14 protein-coding genes are annotated in these 21,684 nt (G+C 45.4%); 8 read left to right on the top strand and 6 right to left on the bottom strand.

The genetic code is table 11. The annotated features are described in order from the left end of the window. Nucleotides 1-153 precede the first annotated feature (153 nt). Entirely contained in the window at nt 154-2,325 is a 2,172-nt protein-coding gene (locus B0I21_RS13655; RefSeq protein WP_133641039.1) for a S9 family peptidase, read from the bottom strand. Nucleotides 2,326-2,406: 81 nt separating this feature from the next. Next, nucleotides 2,407-3,144, bottom strand: coding sequence for a 3-keto-disaccharide hydrolase (locus tag B0I21_RS13650; RefSeq protein ID WP_133641038.1), 738 nt, complete (start codon nt 3,142-3,144; stop codon nt 2,407-2,409). 132 nt (nt 3,145-3,276) lie between these two features. On the opposite strand from B0I21_RS13650, the gene B0I21_RS13645 reads away from it, so the two are divergent. From B0I21_RS13645 to B0I21_RS13615, 7 genes are all read left to right on the top strand, one after another. Continuing rightward, nucleotides 3,277-3,657: a dihydroneopterin aldolase gene (locus B0I21_RS13645; protein WP_133641037.1), complete on the top strand. Its 381-nt coding sequence runs from the start codon at nt 3,277-3,279 to the stop codon at nt 3,655-3,657. 168 nt (nt 3,658-3,825) lie between these two features. Then, entirely contained in the window at nt 3,826-4,269 is a 444-nt protein-coding gene (locus B0I21_RS13640; protein WP_133641036.1) for an Hsp20/alpha crystallin family protein, read from the top strand. A 102-nt stretch (nt 4,270-4,371) separates the two neighbouring features. Beyond that, nucleotides 4,372-5,010 (top strand): TetR/AcrR family transcriptional regulator, encoded by a 639-nt coding sequence (locus B0I21_RS13635; protein WP_133641035.1) that lies wholly within the window; start codon nt 4,372-4,374, stop codon nt 5,008-5,010. Between the two features lie 34 nt (nt 5,011-5,044). Next, on the top strand, nt 5,045-6,403 hold the full coding sequence (locus B0I21_RS13630) for a TolC family protein (RefSeq protein ID WP_133641034.1): 1,359 nt from the start codon (nt 5,045-5,047) through the stop codon (nt 6,401-6,403). Continuing rightward, nucleotides 6,403-7,470: an efflux RND transporter periplasmic adaptor subunit gene (locus B0I21_RS13625; protein ID WP_133641033.1), complete on the top strand. Its 1,068-nt coding sequence runs from the start codon at nt 6,403-6,405 to the stop codon at nt 7,468-7,470. Before B0I21_RS13630 ends, B0I21_RS13625 begins: the two co-directional genes overlap by 1 nt. A gap of 9 nt (nt 7,471-7,479) precedes the next feature. Continuing rightward, entirely contained in the window at nt 7,480-10,539 is a 3,060-nt protein-coding gene (locus tag B0I21_RS13620; RefSeq protein ID WP_133641032.1) for an efflux RND transporter permease subunit, read from the top strand. 395 nt (nt 10,540-10,934) lie between these two features. Next, nucleotides 10,935-12,191 carry an MFS transporter gene (locus B0I21_RS13615; RefSeq protein ID WP_133641031.1) on the top strand — a complete coding sequence of 419 codons (1,257 nt, stop codon included), beginning with the start codon at nt 10,935-10,937 and terminating at the stop codon, nt 12,189-12,191. Between the two features lie 171 nt (nt 12,192-12,362). Here the strand turns inward: B0I21_RS13615 and smc are convergent, their stop codons facing one another. The 4 genes from smc to B0I21_RS13595 form a co-directional block, all read right to left on the bottom strand. Then, entirely contained in the window at nt 12,363-15,905 is a 3,543-nt protein-coding gene (gene smc / locus B0I21_RS13610) for a chromosome segregation protein SMC (protein ID WP_133641030.1), read from the bottom strand. 216 nt (nt 15,906-16,121) lie between these two features. Continuing rightward, nucleotides 16,122-16,829, bottom strand: coding sequence for a DUF4397 domain-containing protein (locus B0I21_RS13605; RefSeq protein ID WP_133641029.1), 708 nt, complete (start codon nt 16,827-16,829; stop codon nt 16,122-16,124). A gap of 94 nt (nt 16,830-16,923) precedes the next feature. Next, nucleotides 16,924-18,024, bottom strand: coding sequence for a DMT family transporter (locus B0I21_RS13600; RefSeq protein WP_133641028.1), 1,101 nt, complete (start codon nt 18,022-18,024; stop codon nt 16,924-16,926). 1 nt (nt 18,025) lies between these two features. Then, nucleotides 18,026-18,505, bottom strand: a complete 480-nt coding sequence (locus tag B0I21_RS13595; protein WP_133641027.1) for an Lrp/AsnC family transcriptional regulator — start codon at nt 18,503-18,505, stop codon at nt 18,026-18,028. Nucleotides 18,506-18,740: 235 nt separating this feature from the next. Between B0I21_RS13595 and B0I21_RS13590 the strand changes: the two genes are divergently transcribed. Next, a complete protein-coding gene (locus B0I21_RS13590) occupies nt 18,741-21,665 on the top strand; it encodes an FAD-binding and (Fe-S)-binding domain-containing protein (RefSeq protein WP_317130183.1) in 2,925 nt (974 codons plus the stop codon). The last annotated feature ends 19 nt before the right edge of the window (nt 21,666-21,684 follow it).

Raw genomic sequence — 21,684 nt, 5'->3', positions numbered from 1 at the left:
ACGTCCGAAAAAATAAATCTGATCCTCGTACTGAGGTAGAACCATAATGACGGAGCAATCACTATGTTACTCACATAAGATTGCTCCGTCCTATTTTCATGCTATGATGCTTTCCTGTACAGCGGTTAATTTTTTGGAAGATCTTTCTCCTTTTTACTTCTTCAAGTGCATATCGAAATAGTTGGCAATTTTCTCATATAGGTGGATACGATCCTTGCCCAAGACATTGTGTTCGTGCGTAGGGTAGAGAAAATAGTCAACCTGCTTTCCGGCTTTAATACATGCTTGTATAAATTCCATACTGTGCTGCTGGACGACCACCGGATCTTGGGCACCATGGATAATCATAAGATTTCCTTTAAGCTGATCCGCTTTATCCAGCAATGAGGTGCTTGCATAGCCTTCGGGATTTTCTTGTGGGCTATCCATATAGCGCTCGCCATACATCACTTCATAAAACTTCCAGTCGATAACCGGTCCGCCCGCAACGCCTGTATGAAAGATGTCGGGCTGCTGTACCATAAACGAAGTTGTCATAAAACCACCGAAACTCCATCCGAAGATACCCATATGTTTGCTGTCGACAAAAGGTTTGCTCTCGAGGTAGGCGATTCCTTGCAGCTGATCTGCCATTTCTGCTTTGCCTAGCTGGCGGTGTGTTACGCGTGTAAAATCACGACCACGTGCGTCCGAGCCCCGGTTATCCATCGTGAACACTACGTAGCCCTGTTGTGCCATGTATAAATCGAAGTAACCTGCTCCATATAGCCATTTGTTTTGAACCAACTGTGCGTGCGAGCCGCCATACAAATAATAGAGTACGGGGTATTGTTTCGTTGCATCGAAATCTGGCGGATAAATAATCCGTCCATTTAGCGGTGTTTTGCCATCGGCAGAGATCAGTGCCACTGCTTCTATCTTCGGTAGATCAATCTTTCCTTCGAAAGGATTGGCTGCTTCTAGTAATGCCGTCCTTCGGTTACTGCGAATTTCGCGAATTGAGATGTCGTTCACTGTGGTGATGCTGCTGTACTGGTCGTACAGATACTTGCCATTGTAGCTTAGGCTAGCCGCGTGTGTACCTGATTCACTCGTTAACTGTTGCGTTTTGCCCGAGTGGATGTCTACTTGGAACAGATGCCGATCAAGACCATTATGGGTAATTCCTGTGTAGCTTATTTTCTTGCCATCTGCTGAAAAATCACCCAGCGATTCTACAATGACATCTTTATCGCCTAACCGACGGATCAGTTTGCCTGCGGTATTATAGAGGTAAAGTTGGTTATACCCATCTTTGTCGGTCTGGTAAAGAAATTGATCATTTGTGGTTGGGACAAAAGTCAGCGCATGTAACGGTTCTACCCATGATGAGGATTGCTCTTCAAAGAGTGTTTTCACCAGAACGCCACTTGCAGCATCATATTGATTCAGCTTGAGGTGATTCTGTTCTCTGTTAAGGATCCCGACGTAAACAAACTTACCGGATGGATCCCACGTACACAGCGTGAGGTATTGCTCTTTGGGTCCTTCTGTTTTTAACGTCGTTTTTCGTTGGCTGCGGGTGTTGTACACGACAAGACTTACTTCTTCGCTTTTCATGCCGGCCATCGGATAACGAATATTTTTCACGGTAGCCACGCGATCCGACCATTGCACCAAGGGATAGTTGCTAACCATGCTTTCGTCTTTACGGTAGTATAATAATTGCTCATTATCCGGACTCCACCACATCCCTTTGTTGATCCCAAATTCCTGACGATGGGTGTAATCGCTACCATTGACAATGCCGTCAACCGTATCATTGGTTACTTGCGTCACGTTGCCAGCCGCATCAATGATCTCGATATTGTTTCCCATTAGATAGGCGGCTTTGCTATAGTCATTGCTGCGTTCCACATTGCGGCCGGCGGCCGGTGTTTCCGCAAGTATGTTAGCTTTCTTCGTGCGTAGATCGTATTGGAGTAGGTATAGCTTTTCCAAGGTTTGATAAGAAAAGCTCAGCGTAGTGCTGTCAACCCAATGGTAGTCCACAGGGAAATTGGATAATTTCGCTGCTTGACCGATGGCTATTTTTAACGCTTCCGTAAGTTCGTTTGCTGATAGGATATTTTTCGGCTGCCAGTTGTTTGTCGCCTCCCGAACCTGCAGGTTTTGGAATTTGCTGTCCAGGTGTGTGAAAGCGTCGGCGCTAGGCACCCATTGTGTGCGTGCAAAATTTTGTGCGGCAAATTGCCTAGGGCCAAGCACAGTCTCCTCAATCGTAAAATTACGTTGCCCATAGGCAAGGGACGATCCGAGAAGGAACAGTATCAGAAGTTTCTTCATGTTATGGAAAAAAGTTAAAGGTTGCTAAAATAGGAAAATGAATGGCAATCTAAAATTTCTTCCATAATCACAGAAGTAATGTTACAGGGGTCTTATCCAAATATTGCGGAAGTGCACCAAGTCTCCATGATCCTGCAGAACAATGGGGCCAGGGCCATGTGCCTGCAGCTTCGGCAGTCCAATATATTCTGTCGTTCCCTCAATTTGGGTATTATTTTGTACTAAAACGCCATTGTGCAATATGGTTACCGTGGCTTTACTGATCAGCATACCATCTATATTAAATCGTGGTGCTTTGTAGATGATATCATAGCGATGCCATTTATCCTTATCGCTGCGTACTTCCACAAGAGGTGGGCGCTGCTTATAGATACTCCCGGCCTGTCCGTTTACGTAGGTAGGATTGTCATCATTATCCAACACCTGCACCTCATACATTCCTTGCAAAAATATACCGCTATTGCCGCGACCTTGGCCTTCGCCTTTGATCGTTTCTGGGCTTTTCCACTCTATATGCAGCTGAAAGTCTTCAAATTTATCTTTTGTTTGGATGTCGCCGGTAGACGGTTTTACTGTCAATACAGCATCTTTGATCGTCCAGGGGACCGCTTGTGAAGGATTGTTTTTGCTTTCCCATTTATCTAAATTTTTGCCATCGAAAAGTACGATGGCATCATTGGGTACTTGTGCATTGTTCATCACAACGCGTGGCTTCGGTTCGTAAAATTCAGTGTCTTCCGGTTTAAATTTCGTTTGGGCCATACAGGCTGAAGAAAGAGCCAGGAAAAGGGCAGTATGTAATAGATTGATATGTCTCATCGTATCCTATTTTAGCATAACAAGTATACAGATTTATCATCACTAACGTGGCATGATACAAAATTTTTACGCAAGCATCAGGTCGACATTCACCCTCGAATTTCTCTCGCGCTATTTTGCTATGTTTGTAGTATGGGTATCATCACACAAGACGTCGCCTTACAGGAGGTTCGTTTTTTTTCTCCTATTGGCTATTATGCCGAAGAGCGATTGCTCGGCAATGAATTTTTTGTCGATTTCTGCGTAACTTTTCCTTATGAAGAGGGCGACGCCGAAGCGTTGACGCAGACTTTAAATTATGAAGAGCTATATGCTATTCTCCGCGACGTCATGCAAAAAGAGCGTAAACTGCTGGAGTCTGCAGCAAAGGAGATTATGGATATTTCCCGCAGTCGCTATGCATTTGCCAATAAGATTATGGTCTCCATCCGCAAGACAACCCCACCATTTGGCGTCGATCACATCCATACTCGTGTTTCGTTAACCTACTCTGCGGAGTCTATCGGTTTCTGATAGTGCAGGTCAATTCGGACGCTGTTTTATTTGTTTTAAGTCAATTTGTCACTTAATTTATTTGTTAACCGACATAATGTCGCTTGTTTTGTGGTGAAAAGCGTTCGGTACGCAGTTTGTAAATGAGTTAACATCATTAAAACAAAAAAAATTTAGGAGGACATAAAAATGGCATTAATCAAATTTCCGACAAAAACTGTTAATTCTGATGTTGTTAACCCTTATGTAAACAGCATTTTCGACAACTTATTCAACGATTCATTTATCACTGATCGCTTGGTAACCCGCGTTCCAGCCGTAAATATTGCTGAAACGCAGGACTCGTATACTATAGAGTTGGCTGCGCCAGGATTACAAAAATCAGATTTTAAAATAAACGTTGATAAGAATTTAATAACCATTTCGGTAGAGAAAAAAGAAGAAAGCGTTACTGAAGACAAGTTGTATAGCAAAAAAGAATTTAGCTATAGCTCATTTACGCGCTCGTTTTCGCTGCCCGAATCGGTCAATTACAATAGCATCGATGCAACGTATACCGACGGTGTATTGAATGTCTCTGTGGGGAAGAAGGAAGATGCGATTGTTGCAAAGAGACTTATTGAAGTAAAGTAAGTGTTTAAGTTTTAAGGTTGGAGAGCCTCTACATACGTAGGGGCTCTTTTTTATGAAATAATATTTGCACAGGTTAACACTGTTCTTTAAATTTGCGGTGTAATGGGAATTCAAGAGAGAAAGACACGGCATAAAGAAGATTTACGTAAGCGGATTTTGGAAGCGGCAAAAAAACTTTTTGTTACGGCTGGCTACGAAGCAACGTCTATTCGTAAAATCGCACAGGAAATTGAATTCAGTCCCACAACGATTTATTTGTACTATAAGGATAAGAGCGACATCATTTACGCCTTGCATCAAGAAGGTTTTCTGATGCTTCGTCAAGACTTTCAGCCGCTTATGCAGGTCGAATCGCCTTACGAGCGCTTAAAAGCTATAGGTAAATGCTATCTGCGTTTTGGGATGACGCATCCAGATTTTTATGAGGTGATGTTCATGATGAAAGATCCGATGAAATATTTGGAGATACACTGCGTGGATGGCGAGTGGGCAGAGGGCGAACGTGTTTTTGATTTGCTGCTGCAAACGATTCGCGACTGCCAACAGGATGGCTATTTTAAGGGGCTTGACACGATAGAGGTAGCCGTACAGGCTTGGTCTTCGGTGCATGGGCTTTGCTCATTGTATGTTTCTGGCCATTTGCGGAATATGATGGAGGTGGTGTTGGATACCAATGAGCAGGAGGCGATGGTTGAAAAAGCCTTCCGCGTATTCGTACACTATCTGGAACTGACAAAATAAAAAAAATTTAGGTATATACTTAACGCTGTTAATAATGAGAACACTATTTATAGCCTTGATGGTGATGGCGATCAGCGTCTCCGTTGTCCATGCGCAATCCAAGGCATTGGACAGGTATCTTGATGAAGGCTTGGACAACAATTTGGTGCTGCAAGAAAAAAACCTTTCCTTGCAGCGGGCATTACATGCGATGCAGGTGGCAAAGTCAATGTACTTACCAGCCGTAGACTTGGATGTAGCCTATTCACATGCCAAAGGTGGTCGTTCGATAGATTTGCCCATCGGCGACCTTTTGAATCCGGTTTACAATACCTTGAATGCGCTAACGCAATCACAAGCTTTTCCACAAATTGGTAATGAAACAATCAATTTCCTACCTCAAAATTATTACGACGCCAAGATTCGCACGACGATGCCTTTGTTGAATACCGACATAGGTTACAACGAGCGGATCAAAGCAGCCACTGTGACGCTTCAAGAAAATGAAGTGGAAATTTATAAGCGGGAGCTCATCAAAGAAATTAAGAACGCGTACTACAAATACTTGACAGCTGTACAAATCAAGGCGGTATATAACTCGTCGCTAAGCCTTGCCCAAGAGGGACTGCGCGTCAACCAAAAATTACTCGACGCCGGGAAAGGTTTACCTGCATACGTCATCCGCGCAAATTCTGAAATTGCCGCTGTCGAAGCACAATTGGCCGACGCGGAAAAAAATATCAAAAACGCGGCGCTCTATTTTAATATGTTGTTGAATCGAGAGGCGGGTTCTGCCATTCTGGAGGACGACCTTTTGGCACAGGAGAGCGTGTGGTCCTTAGCGCAATGGGAAGATGTTGACGTTTCCAATCGCGAAGAGTTGAAATCGTTAACGACCGGGATCGCCATACAAGAGTCGGTCGTTAAGATGAATAAGCAATACCTTATCCCAAAAATAAGCGGCTTTTTCGATCTAGGTTCTCAAGCAGAGGGGTTAAAGTTTAACGACAACTCCCGCTATTTTATGGTTGGATTAACGATGAAAATGCCCATTTTTCAGGGCAATAGAAATCGATTGAAAATACAAGAAGCAAAAGTTGACCTTGCTGTATCCAAAAATAAAAAGGCTCAAGCCGAGCAACAATTGGCTATGGCGATTGAGATGGCAAGAAATGAAGTCCTTTCGTCCTTTAAAAACTTTGAGAAAGCCAAGGTGCAGTTGGAAACCGCTTCTTCCTATCAACGCTTAATTCAAAAGGGGTTTGCCGCCGGTGTCAATACCTATATGGAAACCATCGATGCGCGCAGCCAATATACGACCGCTAAGCTTTCAGAAACCGTTAGTAAATTACAGATTTTAATGGCTTTAGCTTCTTTAGAACGTGAATCTGCAACCTTCCAAATCGTCCAGTAATGAAAATATCTATTCGCACCTATTTTATGCTTGTCGCACTTGTCGGTGCCGCAACCCTACAATCCTGCCATCAGCCCGATCGATCCACGGAAATTCCGCATACGGATACGATCCCTGTCGCACTGCTCTCTTTGCACAACGCTGCTTCAGCGATTACCGTAGAAGCCACCGGTACCTTCAGTACGGATGATGAAACCTTGCTGAGCTTTAAAAGTGGGGGCGTTATCGAAAAGATGTTTGTACGCGAAGGGGATGCGGTGCGTCCAGGCCAACTATTAGCGCGTGTGCATCAGGATGAAATAGATGCGCATGCATCGCAGGCTCGTTTAGCCGTAGAGAAAGCAAAGCGTGATTACGATAGGGCCAGCAAGCTTTATCGCGATAGCGTAACAACGTTGGAGCAGATGCAAAATGCGGAAACGGCACTCCGTGTAGCCCAGCAAGATTTAAAATCCATCCAGTTTAATAAGCAATATGCAGAGATACGCTCGACCAGCAATGGCTATGTACTGGCTCGCTTGGCGCAGGAAGGACAAGTCGTCGGCCCAGGAACGCCGGTGTTCCAAATTAACGGTGCCAATGAAGGAAATTGGGAGCTGAAAGTGGGCGTATCGGACCGGCAATGGTCCATGCTAGCGATTGGTGATACAGCGAGCGTTCGCGCCGATGTGTTTGGCGATCAAGTATTTCGTGCTTTTGTGAGCCGTAAATCAGAAGGTTTGGATCCGAACACCGGGACATTCAGCATATTTTTGCGCCTCGAGCAGGTACCTAAGAATAAATTGGCGTCTGGCGTGTTTGCGCGGGCAGAAATTCGCAAACGTGCGAAGCAAGATGCGGTCTGGAATATCCCGTATGAGGCGTTGCTTGATGGCAACGGCAAGGAAGGCTACGTGTTTGTTACGGATGATCATAAAACCGCCAAGCGCGTTAAGGTAAGTTTGGGAGCCATAGCCGCGGATCAAGTGACAGTCCTAAGCGGGTTAGATGGCGCAGGAGCTTTAATAGTATCAGGCAGTCCATATTTGGTTGATGGTGCCCCTATAAAAGTGGTCAGCAAAAAATAATCTTTTGTTATGAGTCTGATCAAATATCCAATTAGAAATTATCAGTTCACCCTTATTATGGTGCTGATGGTTATTGTAGTGGCATTCAGCACAGTGTTGACCATGCCGCGGGCCGAGGATCCGGAAATGAAACCTGTAAATTTTCCGGTGACCGTTATTTATCCGGGCACTAGCCCCAAGGATATGGAGCAACTTGTCGTCAAGCCTTTAGAGAGTCGTTTCTATGCGCTAGACGGTATCAAGCGTATCAAAACCACCATCGGAAATGGCATTGCGCTATTGTTTGTTGAGTATGTGTATGGAGAGGATTACGATGCCAAATACCAAGAGTTGGTACGCGAGCTGAGTGCCGTACGACCAGAATTGCCGGAAAATATCTATAGCGCGGAGGTGCGGAAGATAGACCCTACGGGCGTCAGTGTTATTCAATCGGCCTTGGTTTCAGAGAATGCATCGCTCTCTACCATGAAGCGCTTGGCCGACGATCTGAAAAGTCGATTGGAGAAAGTGCGTGCGTTGAAAGATGTGGAGATCAATGGGCTTCCAGATCAGCTGGTACGTGTAGACTTGGATCTTCCGCGGATGGCTAACCTGAAGATACCGATGGATCGGGTGGTACAATCCATACAAAGCGAGAACCAGAACGTGCCTGGCGGTAGCGTCGTCGCGGGTGGAAGAACATTCAGCGTAAAGACCAGCGGTGCCTACCAAAGTATTGAAGAAATTCAACAAACGATTGTCGGCAGCGCGCAAGGGCGTAATATCAGGCTGAGCGATATTGCTGATGTATATCCTACCTTTGCGGAAAAAAACCATATCACGCGTCTAAACGGCTACCAGGCAGTGTTGGTCAATGCCGCGCAAAAAAGCGGTATGAATATTACCGAGACGCAAAAAGAATACAAACAAATATTGGAGGAATTTCGTAAAACCTTACCAGCGAACGTGGACTTTGTAGTGAGCTTCGATCAAGCGGATCAAGTAAACACGCGACTAGGTGGATTAGGCGTAGATTTTGTAATCGCCATTACCTTGGTGCTGTTCACCCTGCTGCCTTTGGGAACAAGGGCTTCCTTAATCGTTATGATAGCCATTCCACTATCTTTGGGTTTAGGATTGGTCACCTTAAATATTATCGGTTATTCGCTTAATCAATTGAGTATTGTCGGGTTTGTGGTGGCATTGGGGTTGGTTGTGGATGATAGTATTGTCGTTGTCGAAAATATTGAGCGATGGATGCGTGACGGCTACTCCCGCGTGGAGGCCGCGATCAAGGGGACGAGCCAGATTGCGCTAGCCGTAGTAGGATGTACGGTAACCCTTGTTATCGCTTTTCTACCCTTGATGTTTATGCCAGAGATGGCGGGTGACTTTATTCGGAGTATGCCGACCGCGGTGATTGCTTCTGTCGTGGGGTCTATGTTTGTGGCGCTTTTGGTGGTTCCTTTTTTAGCGAGCAAATTGCTGAAGCCCCATGCTTCGGAAGAGGGTAATTTTATCTTGCGCGGATTACAGAAGATTATTCACAGCACCTATGCCGTATGGTTAGACAAGGCGCTGCAGCATCCGAAGCGCACGGGAGTAATTGCCTTGTTGATCTTCGCGGGTGCAGCCGGACTCATACCGCTTGTGGGCTTCTCTCTTTTTCCGCCCTCCGAGAAGCCGCAGTTCATGATTCATATTGCCAGTCCGTTGCAAGGCAATATCCAGACAACGGATAGTATTACGCGTGAGATTGAAGGGCAGCTCCATACGATTGCATCCGTAAAGTATTTTACGAGTAATGTAGGAAAGGGAAATCCGCGGATTTACTATAACATGACGCAAGGTAGTGAGAATGTCGCCTATGCGGATATTTTCGTCCAATTACATGCCGATGTCAAGGCCAAAGAAAAGGAAAAGCTTATTGATGAACTGCGCAGTAGGTGGTCTTCTTATCTGGGCGCTAAAGTTGAAGTCAAAAATTTTGAACAGGGTGTCCCTGTGCTGTCACCCGTGGAGGTGCGTTTGTTTGGCGACAACTTGGACACATTGCAAAGGCTTGCTGCCGATGTGGAAGAAATGTTACAAGCGACCGCTGGAAATGTATACGTCAATAACCCATTAAAGAACAAAAAGACGGATCTAAGGGTCCAAATAAACCGCGAGAAAGCGATGGCGCTTGGGGTGCCAACTGCACGTATCGATCAGACCATCCGTGTAGCGCTGGCTGGCTATGTCGCTGGCGTTTATACCGATCCCGATGTGGATGATAACGATTACCGGATTACCGTTACCGTGCCGCGCGGAAACAGTCCAGACATTCATGTATTCGATGCTATTTTCGTCAACAATGTCGAAGGGACCGCGATCCCGCTGAGCCAACTTGCGACGCTGACGTTCGAGACATCACCTTCTAACGTTTACCACCAAAATAAGCAACGCATGGTCTCTGTAAATTCCTCGGTTGCCAAGGGATATACGAACGATGAGGTTATCCACGCCGTTATCGAGAAAATGGATAAGTTTGACTTTCCTACCGGATATTCTTATGAAATGGGGGGCGAGGTGGAGAGTCGGCAGACGGCCTTCGGTGGCTTTGGAACCATTATTATGGTGACGGTATTTTTATTTATCGCCGTGTTGGTATTGGAATTTAAGACGTTCAAAAGTACGTTAATTGTATTGTCCGTGATACCGTTAGGCATTGTGGGTGCGGTATTGGCGCTCTTGATGACGGGCAACACATTATCATTCGTCGCCACGATTGGTTTAGTCGCCTTGGCCGGAATCGAAGTGAAAAATACCATTCTACTCGTTGATTTTACCAACCAATTGCGACGAGAGGGGATGGAACTTAATGAAGCGATCGAAAAGGCTGGGGAGATACGATTTTTGCCGATTATCTTAACATCTTTCACCGCCATCGGTGGGCTTTTACCCATAGCATGGTCCAGCAACCCGCTTATATCGCCATTGGCCATCGTGATGATTGGCGGCTTAATTAGCTCGACTTTGTTATCCCGCATCGTTACGCCAGTCGTGTACAAATTGATCCCGCCAACGATCGAGAAGGAAGACGAGGCGTAAAATCGAGTTGTTTCTTAGGGCAGAGATTGGGGATACTAAATTGGCTTGTTGCTATAGCTGAGGCGAGGCATGCTTTGTTATAGCGACAAGCTTTTTTTGATTACGCATCCTGATGTGTCGCATTATGGTTTGTAATGTGTCAAGGCTTTTGAAAAAGACTTTGTTGTGGTTCAGCATGATCAGTTCGGCCCTTGCATTCCTGAAATTTTCTTATACCTTTGTGTATCATGAAGTTCATATCACTATACAGGATTTTAACTATTCGCATCAGAATAGCGTAGTGCTTAGGTTCCAGACCTAGCGTTCCGGTGATGAGTAAGCGGTTTCTCGTTTATTCCTAATTATAGTAGTTTTATTTAAAGAAGCGTTTGTAAAAGGCGCTAACAACGTATTATATGAAAGAGAATTGGAAAAAGAAATTCCTATTGATATGGGTCGGCCAATTTGTATCCCTTATTAGCAGTTCCGCGGTAAATTTTGCCATTATTATTTGGCTGAGTATAGCGCATAAGTCGGCTGAGGTTTTGGCATTTAGCGCGATAGCCGGTATGCTTCCGGCAGCTATCATTGGGCCTTTTGCCGGCGTCTACATTGACCGTTGGGATCGTAAAAAGACGATGATGCTGGCCGATTCATTCGTGGCCGCCTGCACCCTGGTGATGTCCATCAGTTTTTATATGGGTTATGAAAGTTTAGCTCTTATTTATTTGATGCTGGGCTTGCGGTCGGTAGGATCTGCCTTCCATATGCCGGCCATGCAGGCCGCCATTCCAATGATTGCTCCAGAATCGGAGTTATTGCGCATTGCAGGCATCAACCAAACTATACAATCGATATCCGCCATTGCTGGCCCTGCGTTGGGTGCCTTGGCAATTTCGTTTATGTCGATCGGCAATGTACTCTTGCTGGATATTGCTGGGGCTATTATCGCGGTGGGCTCCTTGTTGCTGGTGCATATTCCTAACCCGCAGCTTGCTGAAAAAGCAAAAGCAAGTTTTGCGCAGGTATGGAACGATCTGCGCGGTGGATTTTTCGAAATCATGCGTAATAAAGGTCTGATGTGGCTTTTTCTGTTTTCCACGGTTGTGACCTTCTGCATCCTGCCTATTGCGGTACTCTTTCCATTGCTTACCCTAAATCATTTTCACGGTGGGAAATGGGAAATGAGCGTGATCGAGATGATGTGGGGTGTAGGGATGCTTGTTGGGGGCGGAATGATCGGTATTTTTAAACCCTCTTTTTCGAAAGTGGTGCTGATCAACTGCACCTATATTGTTCTGGGATGTTCTTTGGGCTTGTCCGGCTACCTTCCAGGCAGTGCGTTTTACATCTTCGTCGGATTGACGATTATCGGCGGCATCGCAGCAGCCGTATACAACGCTTGTTTTATGACCGTGCTGCAAGAAGAGGTGCGGCCCGAACTGATGGGAAGGGTGTTCTCTCTCTATTTCAGTATTGCGATCATTCCTACGGTCTTGGGGTTGCTGGGTACAGGTTGGGCAGCAGATGCCTTTGGTGTAAATCGCCTTTTTATTGCGTTAGGGGGCATCATTGTTTTGATTGGGATATGTTCATTCTTTAGCCGTTCGTTAGTTAAACTAGGCATAGGTAAAAAGAAATCAAAAGTACCTTTCTCGGACGAGGGACTGTAAGGGAAGGGGCAGAACGGTAACAGATGCTCTTGATTGCGTCTCGCGTTTCGTTCAGATGAACAACCCGTCTGCATTTTTACAACGGTAGATCGCTTCATCATCGTTCCTCTTTCTTGCGATGACGAAGCAATCTTATTTAATAGAAAGTCTATTTTCCGCGTTATTCTATCGTTACGCGACGTCCCGCAAGTCTACAGCAACAACACGTGAAACGCCCTGCTCGACCATAGTTACCCCGTAAATAATATCGGTACTGGCAATCGTGCGCTTGTTATGCGATACGATGATGAACTGCGAGTTTGCAGAGAAATCACGGATGATGTTATTGAATTTATCGATGTTGGTATCATCGAGTGGGGCATCCACTTCATCAAAAATACAGAACGGCGCTGGTTTCAATAGGTATAAGGAAAACAACAGGGCCGTTGCGGTGAGTGTTTTTTCACCTCCTGATAGCTGGTTGATCGATAGGGGGCGTTTTCCTTTCGGGCGCGCGATAATATCAATATCAGATTCCAACGGATTATTTGGATCCGTTAAAATCATATCACAGGAATCTTCTTGATTAAAGAGCGAGCGGAACACATGGATAAAGTTTTCACGCACCGTATTAAACGCATGCATAAACTTATCGTTAGCCGTCTGATCGATTTCGTTGATCGTCGCCATTAATGAGGCTTTTGCTTCCAAAAGATCGTCCTTTTCTTTGGTTATAAAGGTGTGCCGCGCGCTCATTTCGTCGTATGCCTCCTTAGCCATCGGATTGATCGAGCCGTAAGCATCCAACTGTTTTTTTAATTTGTCGCACAAGGCAACAAGTTCTTCCTGTGACAGGTGTATCTCGGGAGCATCAGCCTCTAAAAGCGACTGCAAATCAATATTGAACTCCACCGACAGTCGTTCTTTCAAACTGTTTAGCTCGATCTGCAATGCGGTTTTCTTGTCTTTCAATTGAGTCAACAAAAAATCATTCTGGTCTTTATTTCGGCGAGATTGTACAATTTCTTCTTCCAAATCAATCACGACCTTACGTGCTGTGTAGAAATCCTCTTCAATTTCTTGAAGACCTTTTTCCAACGATTCTTTTTGCGTATACATGGCAACTAAATCCTCGTCGTTGTTATCGGTAAAGGTAGCCGCCGACTTCATGTCAATTTTTACCTGATCGTATTCTTCATTGTTTTTTTGAATCCGGATGTCAAACGTCTCTTGTTGGCTCTCCCGGTATTCCACATCTTTTTGCAAACTAGAAACTTTGTTTTGTTGCTGATGGTACCGGATGTTTTCTTGATTAAAAACAGTCGATTTTTCGTTCAGGACGTCGGATATTTCGCTATGCGCCTCTTGCAGTTCCAACAATTGCTGTTGGTGGCTTTGCTGTTCGGCTTTTAGTTCTTGCAGTTGCGGTTCTGCACGTTGCAGATCCGTGTTTATCGTTGCGATTCTGTTTTCGATATCTTCTTTTCGGTTCTTGCTATTGGTGATAAATGCTTGATATTGCTCTTGTTTCGTCTTAACCGATATTAACTCGTTGTGCAGCCGGTTGAGCATGTTACGCAATTCATCAATCACGTCTTTCCGAGAGGATATGCGCAGTGTGGCCAATTGATCCACAGCATCCGCTTCGCGCTGTTGCAGTATCTCGATCTGTTGGTTGAGCTCCTTAATTTCTTTACTTAGATTTTCTAAATTTTTAGCACGACCGATACGTTTTCCTTCAAACAAGCCGACCGATCCGCCGCTCAAGCCCAATACATTCTTAGCAAACTTGCCTTCCGGATGTAGAACGACAATATCGTCAGCAGGCAGTTCCTGCTGAAGTGAATCAGCGGCATCTGGCTTCAATAAAAAAACATGCTGCAACAAGTGCTGACAGAGCTCCGCATATTTTTTATCGACTTTAATAACCGCTAAGGCAGGTATCATTCGATCCGATGTGGCTACCGTTCTTTTCGTGTCGAGGCGCTGGATAGCATCCAGTACAAAGAAGTTTGCCCGTCCCCGGGAAGCATCGCTCAGTAATTGAATGGCTTGCACCGCTTCCTGCTGGTTTTCTACCACATAATGATTCATGATAGGCTCCAGGTAATTTTCTATTGCCACCCGGTATTCCTCTTGGCAAAACAGAATATCAGAGAATAGCGGGTAAGATTTTTTCCATCCGGCATTTTTCCGTAGAAATTTGATAGATTCGGGAAAACCTTCCAGGTTATCGACTAGGGATTTGGTCAGGTTATATTCATTTTGCTTCGCATCTACCAAACGGGATTCACGGTTGATCTGGTTTCGCGTTTCCTGGAGCTCAACTTCTACCGATTGTACATTGCGTTGCAATTCCTCTTCCGTCTGAAGCGCCTCGTCGTATTGTGCTTGTTGCTGTTCTACACGGTCTTCAAGATCCGTAACGGCGCCATTAAACTGCGATAGCTCTTCTTCTTTGCTGCTGGCATCCGATATGGTGCGCATGGACTCCTGCTGCAAGGCGTCTTTCTGGATGTTTAACACCGCAATATCCTTTTCCAGTTTGTAGATATCGTTTTGCATGGCTGCCGTTTTCGCATTAAAGGCGTCTAGCTTACTCCGTGAGGACAGCTGCTGCGCACGAAGCTCCTCGACCTCGCTTTTATTTTTTTCGATGTCGCTTTGGCAAACGTCCAATGTCGATTGCTCTTGAAACAATTCTTCGTTCAGCCTTTTTAATGTTTGGGTAACGTGCTCGAGCTGTGCTTTATCATGGTTCAGCTCAGCCGTCAAACGCGCTTCTTTGTCTTGCAGGTGACGCAGCTGCTCGTTTTTTATTTTTTTATCCGACTCATAAGCGCGGATCTTATTGACATATTCGTTTGTGCTTTTTTGCTGGGTAGCCAGATTCTTTTCTTTTGATAAAATGTCTTCGCGCAGTGCCTTTAGTTGCTTCTCGCTGCTCTCGATAGTATCGCTATTCTCTTGGATCAGCCTTTGCTGCGTTTGTTCTTGTTCGGTGATGCGCTCCAGATCATTGCTAAAGCCATCCAGCCTGTGGTAGGCCAGTCCGACACTTGCCTCGCGATACTCGTCCTTCAATTGAAAGTATTTGTCCGCTTTTTTTGCCTGCGTTTCAAGCTGCTTCAGGTTCTTATTGATTTCATAGAGAAGGTCGTCTACACGAGACAGGTCGCCTTCAGTATCTTTTAGCTTGGCCAGCGTTTGCTTTTTGCGAACCTTATATTTCGATATGCCTGAGGCTTCTTCAAAGAGGTTGCGCCGTGAATTTTCTTTGTTGTTGATGATCTCGTCAATCATCTTGAGCTCGATAATGGCATACGAATCGGCACCTAAGCCCGTATCCAAAAAGAGATCGGTAATATCTTTTAGACGGCATTTTACATCGTTCAGCCGATACTCGCTGTCGCCATTGCGGTATAGCTTACGCGTAATGGTTACCGTAGAAAATTCAGTAGGCAATAGGTTGTTATTGTTTTCGAAAGTTAGCGAAACCTCCGCAAGGTTCGCCGGCTTGCGATTTGCCGTTCCGTTGAAGATGATGTTTTCCATCTTTTCTGACCGCAACATCCGGGTGCTTTGTTCGCCTAACACCCAACGGATAGCGTCTACGACATTAGATTTTCCACAACCATTTGGCCCCACAATGGCGGTGACCCCTTCATTGAAATTGATGGTGATCTTATCGCCAAAGCTTTTAAAGCCTTTGATCTCTAATTTTGTTAATTGCATATAGAGCCTAATTACTCAAAAAAATTGAAGGACGAAAATACAGATTTTTAAACAGAACTGAAATTATATGCGCTAAACTTTGCTGTTTTTACAGCGGCGATTTTGCCCAAGCCGCTGTTTCATACAGAGCATTCGATGCAGGGAGGTAAAACGGTATAAACCAAAAAGCTCCGACACGAGCGTGTCCGAGCTTTTTGCGATGTGTGTAGCGTCTATTTAATGATACACAACACCCAAATAAAGTGGGTAATTTCCGCCACTTGCGTTGCCAGTCAAAAAGACACTGTAGTAGTAGCCTTTCCTCAATTCGTAGTTATCTCTTCTGGCTAAGACGTTGCCGCTTGCATCGGTTACCTGCAGATTAATCGAGCCGCTGGCTGTTGGCTGAAAAACTTGGTGCTGCACGGCGGTGGCACCAGTCTCCATAGGCCGATTGGCGAAGGCTGCCGTATCGGCATTGCCCACGACAAGGTTGACGTTGCCATCGATATTCGCTAAATTAAAAAAGCGGATTCCGGTGTTGTCCCCCAAATTCTGAATGGTGCGATCCTGCGTTAGTGCAAATCGTGGATTGGAAGCTGTACCATATATAAAGGTAGAGTAGGCCGAGCTGTCGCGCACCGTAAATACCGTGTCGATAAGTGCTGCGCTTCCTGTGGGCGCTTTGATGGTCAATTTTCTCTCGCCCGTAAATACGCCAAATTGCGGCCGATGGTACGATTTGTACTGTAGCGGAAACGGGCTATTCTGCGCGTGTAGATCAAATGATAAGAAGTCGTTTTCCGGATAAGCGTTGATGAAGGTCATATACGCCGCAGGCTGTAAAGGACCATCGTAATACCCATCATTATCTTTCAAACAACTGCTAAAAATAAATAGGCCAAAAAAGAGATAAATGAATGATTGTAAAGATAACTTTTTCATGCTTCGTGTGTTTTGAAAGTAATACGCTGCATGGTAGGGAATTGCTACAGGAAAGAAAAAAAAATCTGCATAAAAAGAGTGAAGCCTGCCAAGCTTATCCTTTGCGATTTTCTTTTTTTTCGTGTTTATCGTTGAAGTTTACAATTTCCATAATACGGGGAATGCTACTTTTAGGAGCCATTTCGCGAAGCCTTTTGATGCGTTTCGCCCGCTTGTAGACCTTGAATCGTTTGTTGTCACGATACAGATTCCAATTCATCAGTAGAACGCTACACAACACCACAACAAGCCCCATAATCTGCAATCTAGTAACATGGTGACTGGTGAAGTAATGTGCGAGTACCAAAGCAACTATTGGATTGATATAGGCGTAGGTGCTCACCTCGGTGGCAGGCCGATGTTGCAATAACCAGATGTAGCTGCCAAAAGCCAAGATAGACCCCATGCTAGCCAGATAGGCCATGGCTCCCCAGTCTGCTGGAACTACAGCTGCGATATCGAAACGCGCATACTCACCGCTGAGAAGAGCTACAAGCGTAAAGGCGACGCCCGCAGACACCATTTGCCAAGCCGTTTTCACCATCACATGTAGATCCTCTTGTTCGCCAACCCGTTCCCGGTCCTGCTTTTCTTTGCTATACTTGGATATCAACGACCCCACTGTCCAGCCTATAGTGCCTAGCATAAGAACAATCATCGCGATCAATTTCATGTCCTTATGCTGCCCGGTAGCTTCATCGTTAAAGAGCTGTTCGGCAAACAACATAATGACGCCGATAAAACCAAAGATTAAACCGATGACAATAGGAGGACTTGAAAAGTTCTGTTTCCATCTTGGTTTGTCGAAAATGATAAACCAAATCGCTGCGGCAGATGATAAAATAGTAACAATGGCACTGGATATGTATTGCTCAGACCATATGATAGCGGCCATATCGACAAAAAGCAAAAGAAATCCGATAAATAGCGCATCTTTGACGGCAGACTTGATATACAATCTGTAGCCGCGAATCCAGCAAAAGCTCATTAACATCGATCCGGCAATGAAAAAACGTATAGAGCCCAATACGAATGGGCTAAAGCTCCGCAACGCCTTTTCAATAAAGAAAAAGGTAGATCCCCAAACAATGTAAACCACCAGGTAGGCAAATACGATGCTTGCTACTGCCGGTGTGCCTTGGCTTTCTCTTGTCATGTTATTTTTTGGTTGGAATAACCAGTTTTTGTTCCTCTTTTACTGTTTCTAATACAATGGTTGTGCGGGTAGAAATAATACCCTCTATTTTTCCTAGCGAATTACGCATAAGATCCACAAGTCCTGCGGCATCGTTGGTGCGTACTTTGATAAGATAGCCGTCGTCTCCGGCGATATCATGCACCTCTTGCACCTCAGGAATTTCGGCAAGTAAAAGCCCGACCTTCTGTACACCTATGATATCCTGAGCTTTTATAAATATAAAAGACAGCATCTTTTGGTCTAGGGCATCTGGATTGATCTTGGCATTGTATTGCAAGATGATGTCCTTCTGCTCCAGCTTTTTGACGCGCTCCAAAATAGCGGAAGGTGCCATGCCCAACTCACGCGCAATATCGGCATTGTTGGTGCGCGCGTTATCTTGCATAATACGCAGAATCTGATAGTCGATTTGGTCTAAAGTATATTCAAGTTTTGCCATAATGGTGCAAAGGTAATCACAAAAGAATTATGTTCAAAATATTATGTTATTATTTGAATAATATTCATAATTATGACATTATTATAGAATAATCAGCTCTATTGAATTGATTGATAAGAAGTTGTTGTTTATGCCTGTTTATGCGTTTTTTAACACAATGTTTGAATAAAGGCTTAAACTGTTGTGGAATAAACCAACAATTAGGTAGCTTTGTTAGCTATAAAAATACTAAAACGTGCACATAATCGAGAAGCTTCGTCAATTTTCCTTGGGACTAGACGGTGAATTATTTTATGATCCAACGCTGCCCAAACACCAAACAATGCGTTTGGCGTATGCTACGGACGCATCAGTATATCAGGAAATACCCTTAGCGGTGGCCATCCCCAAAAATAAGGATGATTTAAAGAAGCTGATCCAATTTGCGCGCGACTTAGCCGTAACGCTGATTCCGCGTACGGCGGGCACATCATTAGCTGGACAAGTGGTAGGTGCCGGCATCGTGGTGGATGTATCTCGATCGTTCAATCGTATTTTGGAACTCAACATGGAAGAGGCTTGGGTAAGGGTGGAACCGGGCGTAATCCGCGATGATTTGAATAGTTATCTCAAACCTTTTGGGTTGATGTTCGGGCCAGAAACAAGTACCGCAAGCCGGGCGATGATCGGCGGAATGATCGGGAATAATTCTTCAGGGTTGCATTCTATCGTTTGGGGCGATACGCGCCAAAATCTTTTGGCAGCGACCGTATTGCTGGATGACGGGACTGAGACTACGTTTGAGGAACTCGACGAGCAGCAGTTATTTCAGAAGCTATCGGCCAAATCGCGGGAAGGAGACCTGTACCGGGCCGTAAACCAACTACTGCATAAGCCTGAAAATAGAGCGGCTATACACGCGGGTTATCCGAAAAAGACACTAACCCGGCGCAATACCGGCTATGCACTGGATTTATTGGCCGAGAACGATCGGCCCTTTAATTTTTGCCAACTTTTGGCGGGGTCGGAGGGCACGCTCGCACTCGTAACGGAAGCGAAATTACGGTTGATGCCATTGCCTCCGCAAGAGGTAGGGCTGCTTTGTGTTCATTTTTTGGATATGGTGGAATGTATGCGGGGCAATGTTGTTGCGCTGACGCACCGGCCGGAGGCCTCGGAGCTGGTTGATAAATATATTTTAGATTTCACGGTAGGTCATCCTACGTATCAGCATAATCGCTTTTTTATTGCCGGCGACCCGCAGGCGCTATTAATCGTTGAATTCAGGGCGCATGATCGCGAAACTTTGCAGCACAAAGCCGATGCGTTGCAGCGCGATCTGCAAGCGCAGGGACTTGGATATGCGTATCCTTTTGTTACCGGCAGCACGGAAACAAACTTGGTTTGGGATGTACGAAAAGCCGGTTTAGGGCTGATCCGGAATTTGCCGGGAGATGAGCAGCCGGTCAATTTGATCGAGGACTGCGCTGTCTCTCCTGAAGATTTGCCGGCCTATGTGGCCGATGTCCAGTTGCTGCTTCAGGAAGAAGGTGTGCACGCGTCTTACTACGCGCATGCCGGGGCCGGCGAACTGCACATTGAGCCCTTTATTAATTTAAAAACAGCCGAGGGGAAGCGTAAGTTCCGAAGGATTTTGGATCGCACGACTGATCTGGTATTGAAATATAATGGTTCGTTGAGCGGCGAGCATGGTGACGGGCGATTACGGGGCGAATTTATTGGCAAAGTGCTGGGTGAACAGGTTTATGCATTGCTGCAGCAGACGAAAATGCTCTTTGATCCTAAGGGAGTATTCAATGCGCATAAGATTGTCGATACACCGCCAATGGATACGGCGCTGCGCTATGACACGGTGACCGATGGGGGCGCTATTCCCACGTATTTTGACTTTTCTAAAGAGGAAAGTGTGCTGCGGTTAGCGGAGAAGTGTTCCGGGTCTGGTGATTGCCGCAAGAGCGAAATTACGGGTGGCACGATGTGTCCATCCTTTATGGCTACTCGCGACGAGAAGGACAGCACGCGCGCAAGAGCCAATATGCTTCGGCAGTTTTTAACAAACTCCACCAAAAAGAACCGCTTTGACCATGAGGAAATCAAGGAGGTGATGGATTTATGCCTGAGTTGCAAAGCCTGTAAAAGCGAGTGCCCGTCGAGTGTTGACGTGGCCAAGATGAAAGCCGAATTTCTGCAGCATTACTATGATGTTCACGGCGCATCTTTCCGATCTTCGCTGATTGCCAATTTCACCAAAAGCCAGCGATTGGGCTCCTATGTGGCGCCGTTGTACAATTTTATCGTCGCGTCGCCCGTATTTTCCAGTATGGTAAAACGCATAGCGGGTTTTGCTCCGAAACGGTCTTTGCCTACGGTGCAATTTACCACACTGTCGCGCTGGATCCGTAAACAACCATCGAAGCCAAGCAAAAGAAAGGTGTATCTGTTTAGCGACGAATTTACCGAATACAATGACACGGCCGTTGGGATTACGGCATACAAACTTTTAAGCCAGCTCGGGTACGAGGTTATTGTTCCGAAACATGTGGAAAGCGGCCGTACCTACCTGTCAAAAGGCTTTGTTAAGAAGGCAAAACAGATTGCAAATAGCAATGTTGATTTGCTTCACGGCTTGGTTTCTACTGAGCGTCCGCTGCTGGGCATTGAGCCCTCAGCGATCATGACGTTTCGCGATGAATATGTCGATTTGGTGGACGCATCGAAACGAGAGCAAGCACAACAGCTGGCCGAAAACGCCCTGATGATTGATGAGTTTTTGATTCGCGAGATAGAAGCCGGACATATACGGCAAGAACAGTTTACGACGGCAAAAAAGCACATCAAACTGCATGGGCATTGCTACCAAAAAGCGTTTCATTTGGTTGGCTACACGGAGCGACTGCTTTCCTTTCCACAGTATTATCAAGTCGAGGTCATTCCGTCGGGATGTTGCGGTATGGCGGGTTCTTTTGGTTATGAGAAGGAGCATTACACAGTATCTATGCAGGTCGCAGAATTAGTGCTGCTTCCGGCCGTCCGCAAGACAGATCAGGACACACTTATCGCGGCCGCAGGAACCTCGTGCAGGCACCAAATTAAAGATGGTGCTCAGCGTACATCCTACCATCCGGTGGAGATTATCTACGATGCACTACTTGCGCAATAAAAACAATTGTATAGCTACG

The sequence above is a fragment of the Sphingobacterium paludis genome (assembly GCF_004364125.1).
Taxonomy (GTDB): domain Bacteria; phylum Bacteroidota; class Bacteroidia; order Sphingobacteriales; family Sphingobacteriaceae; genus Sphingobacterium; species Sphingobacterium paludis.
The sequence above is the reverse complement of the archived record's forward strand: the minus strand, read 5'-3'. Positions and strand labels throughout refer to the sequence as shown.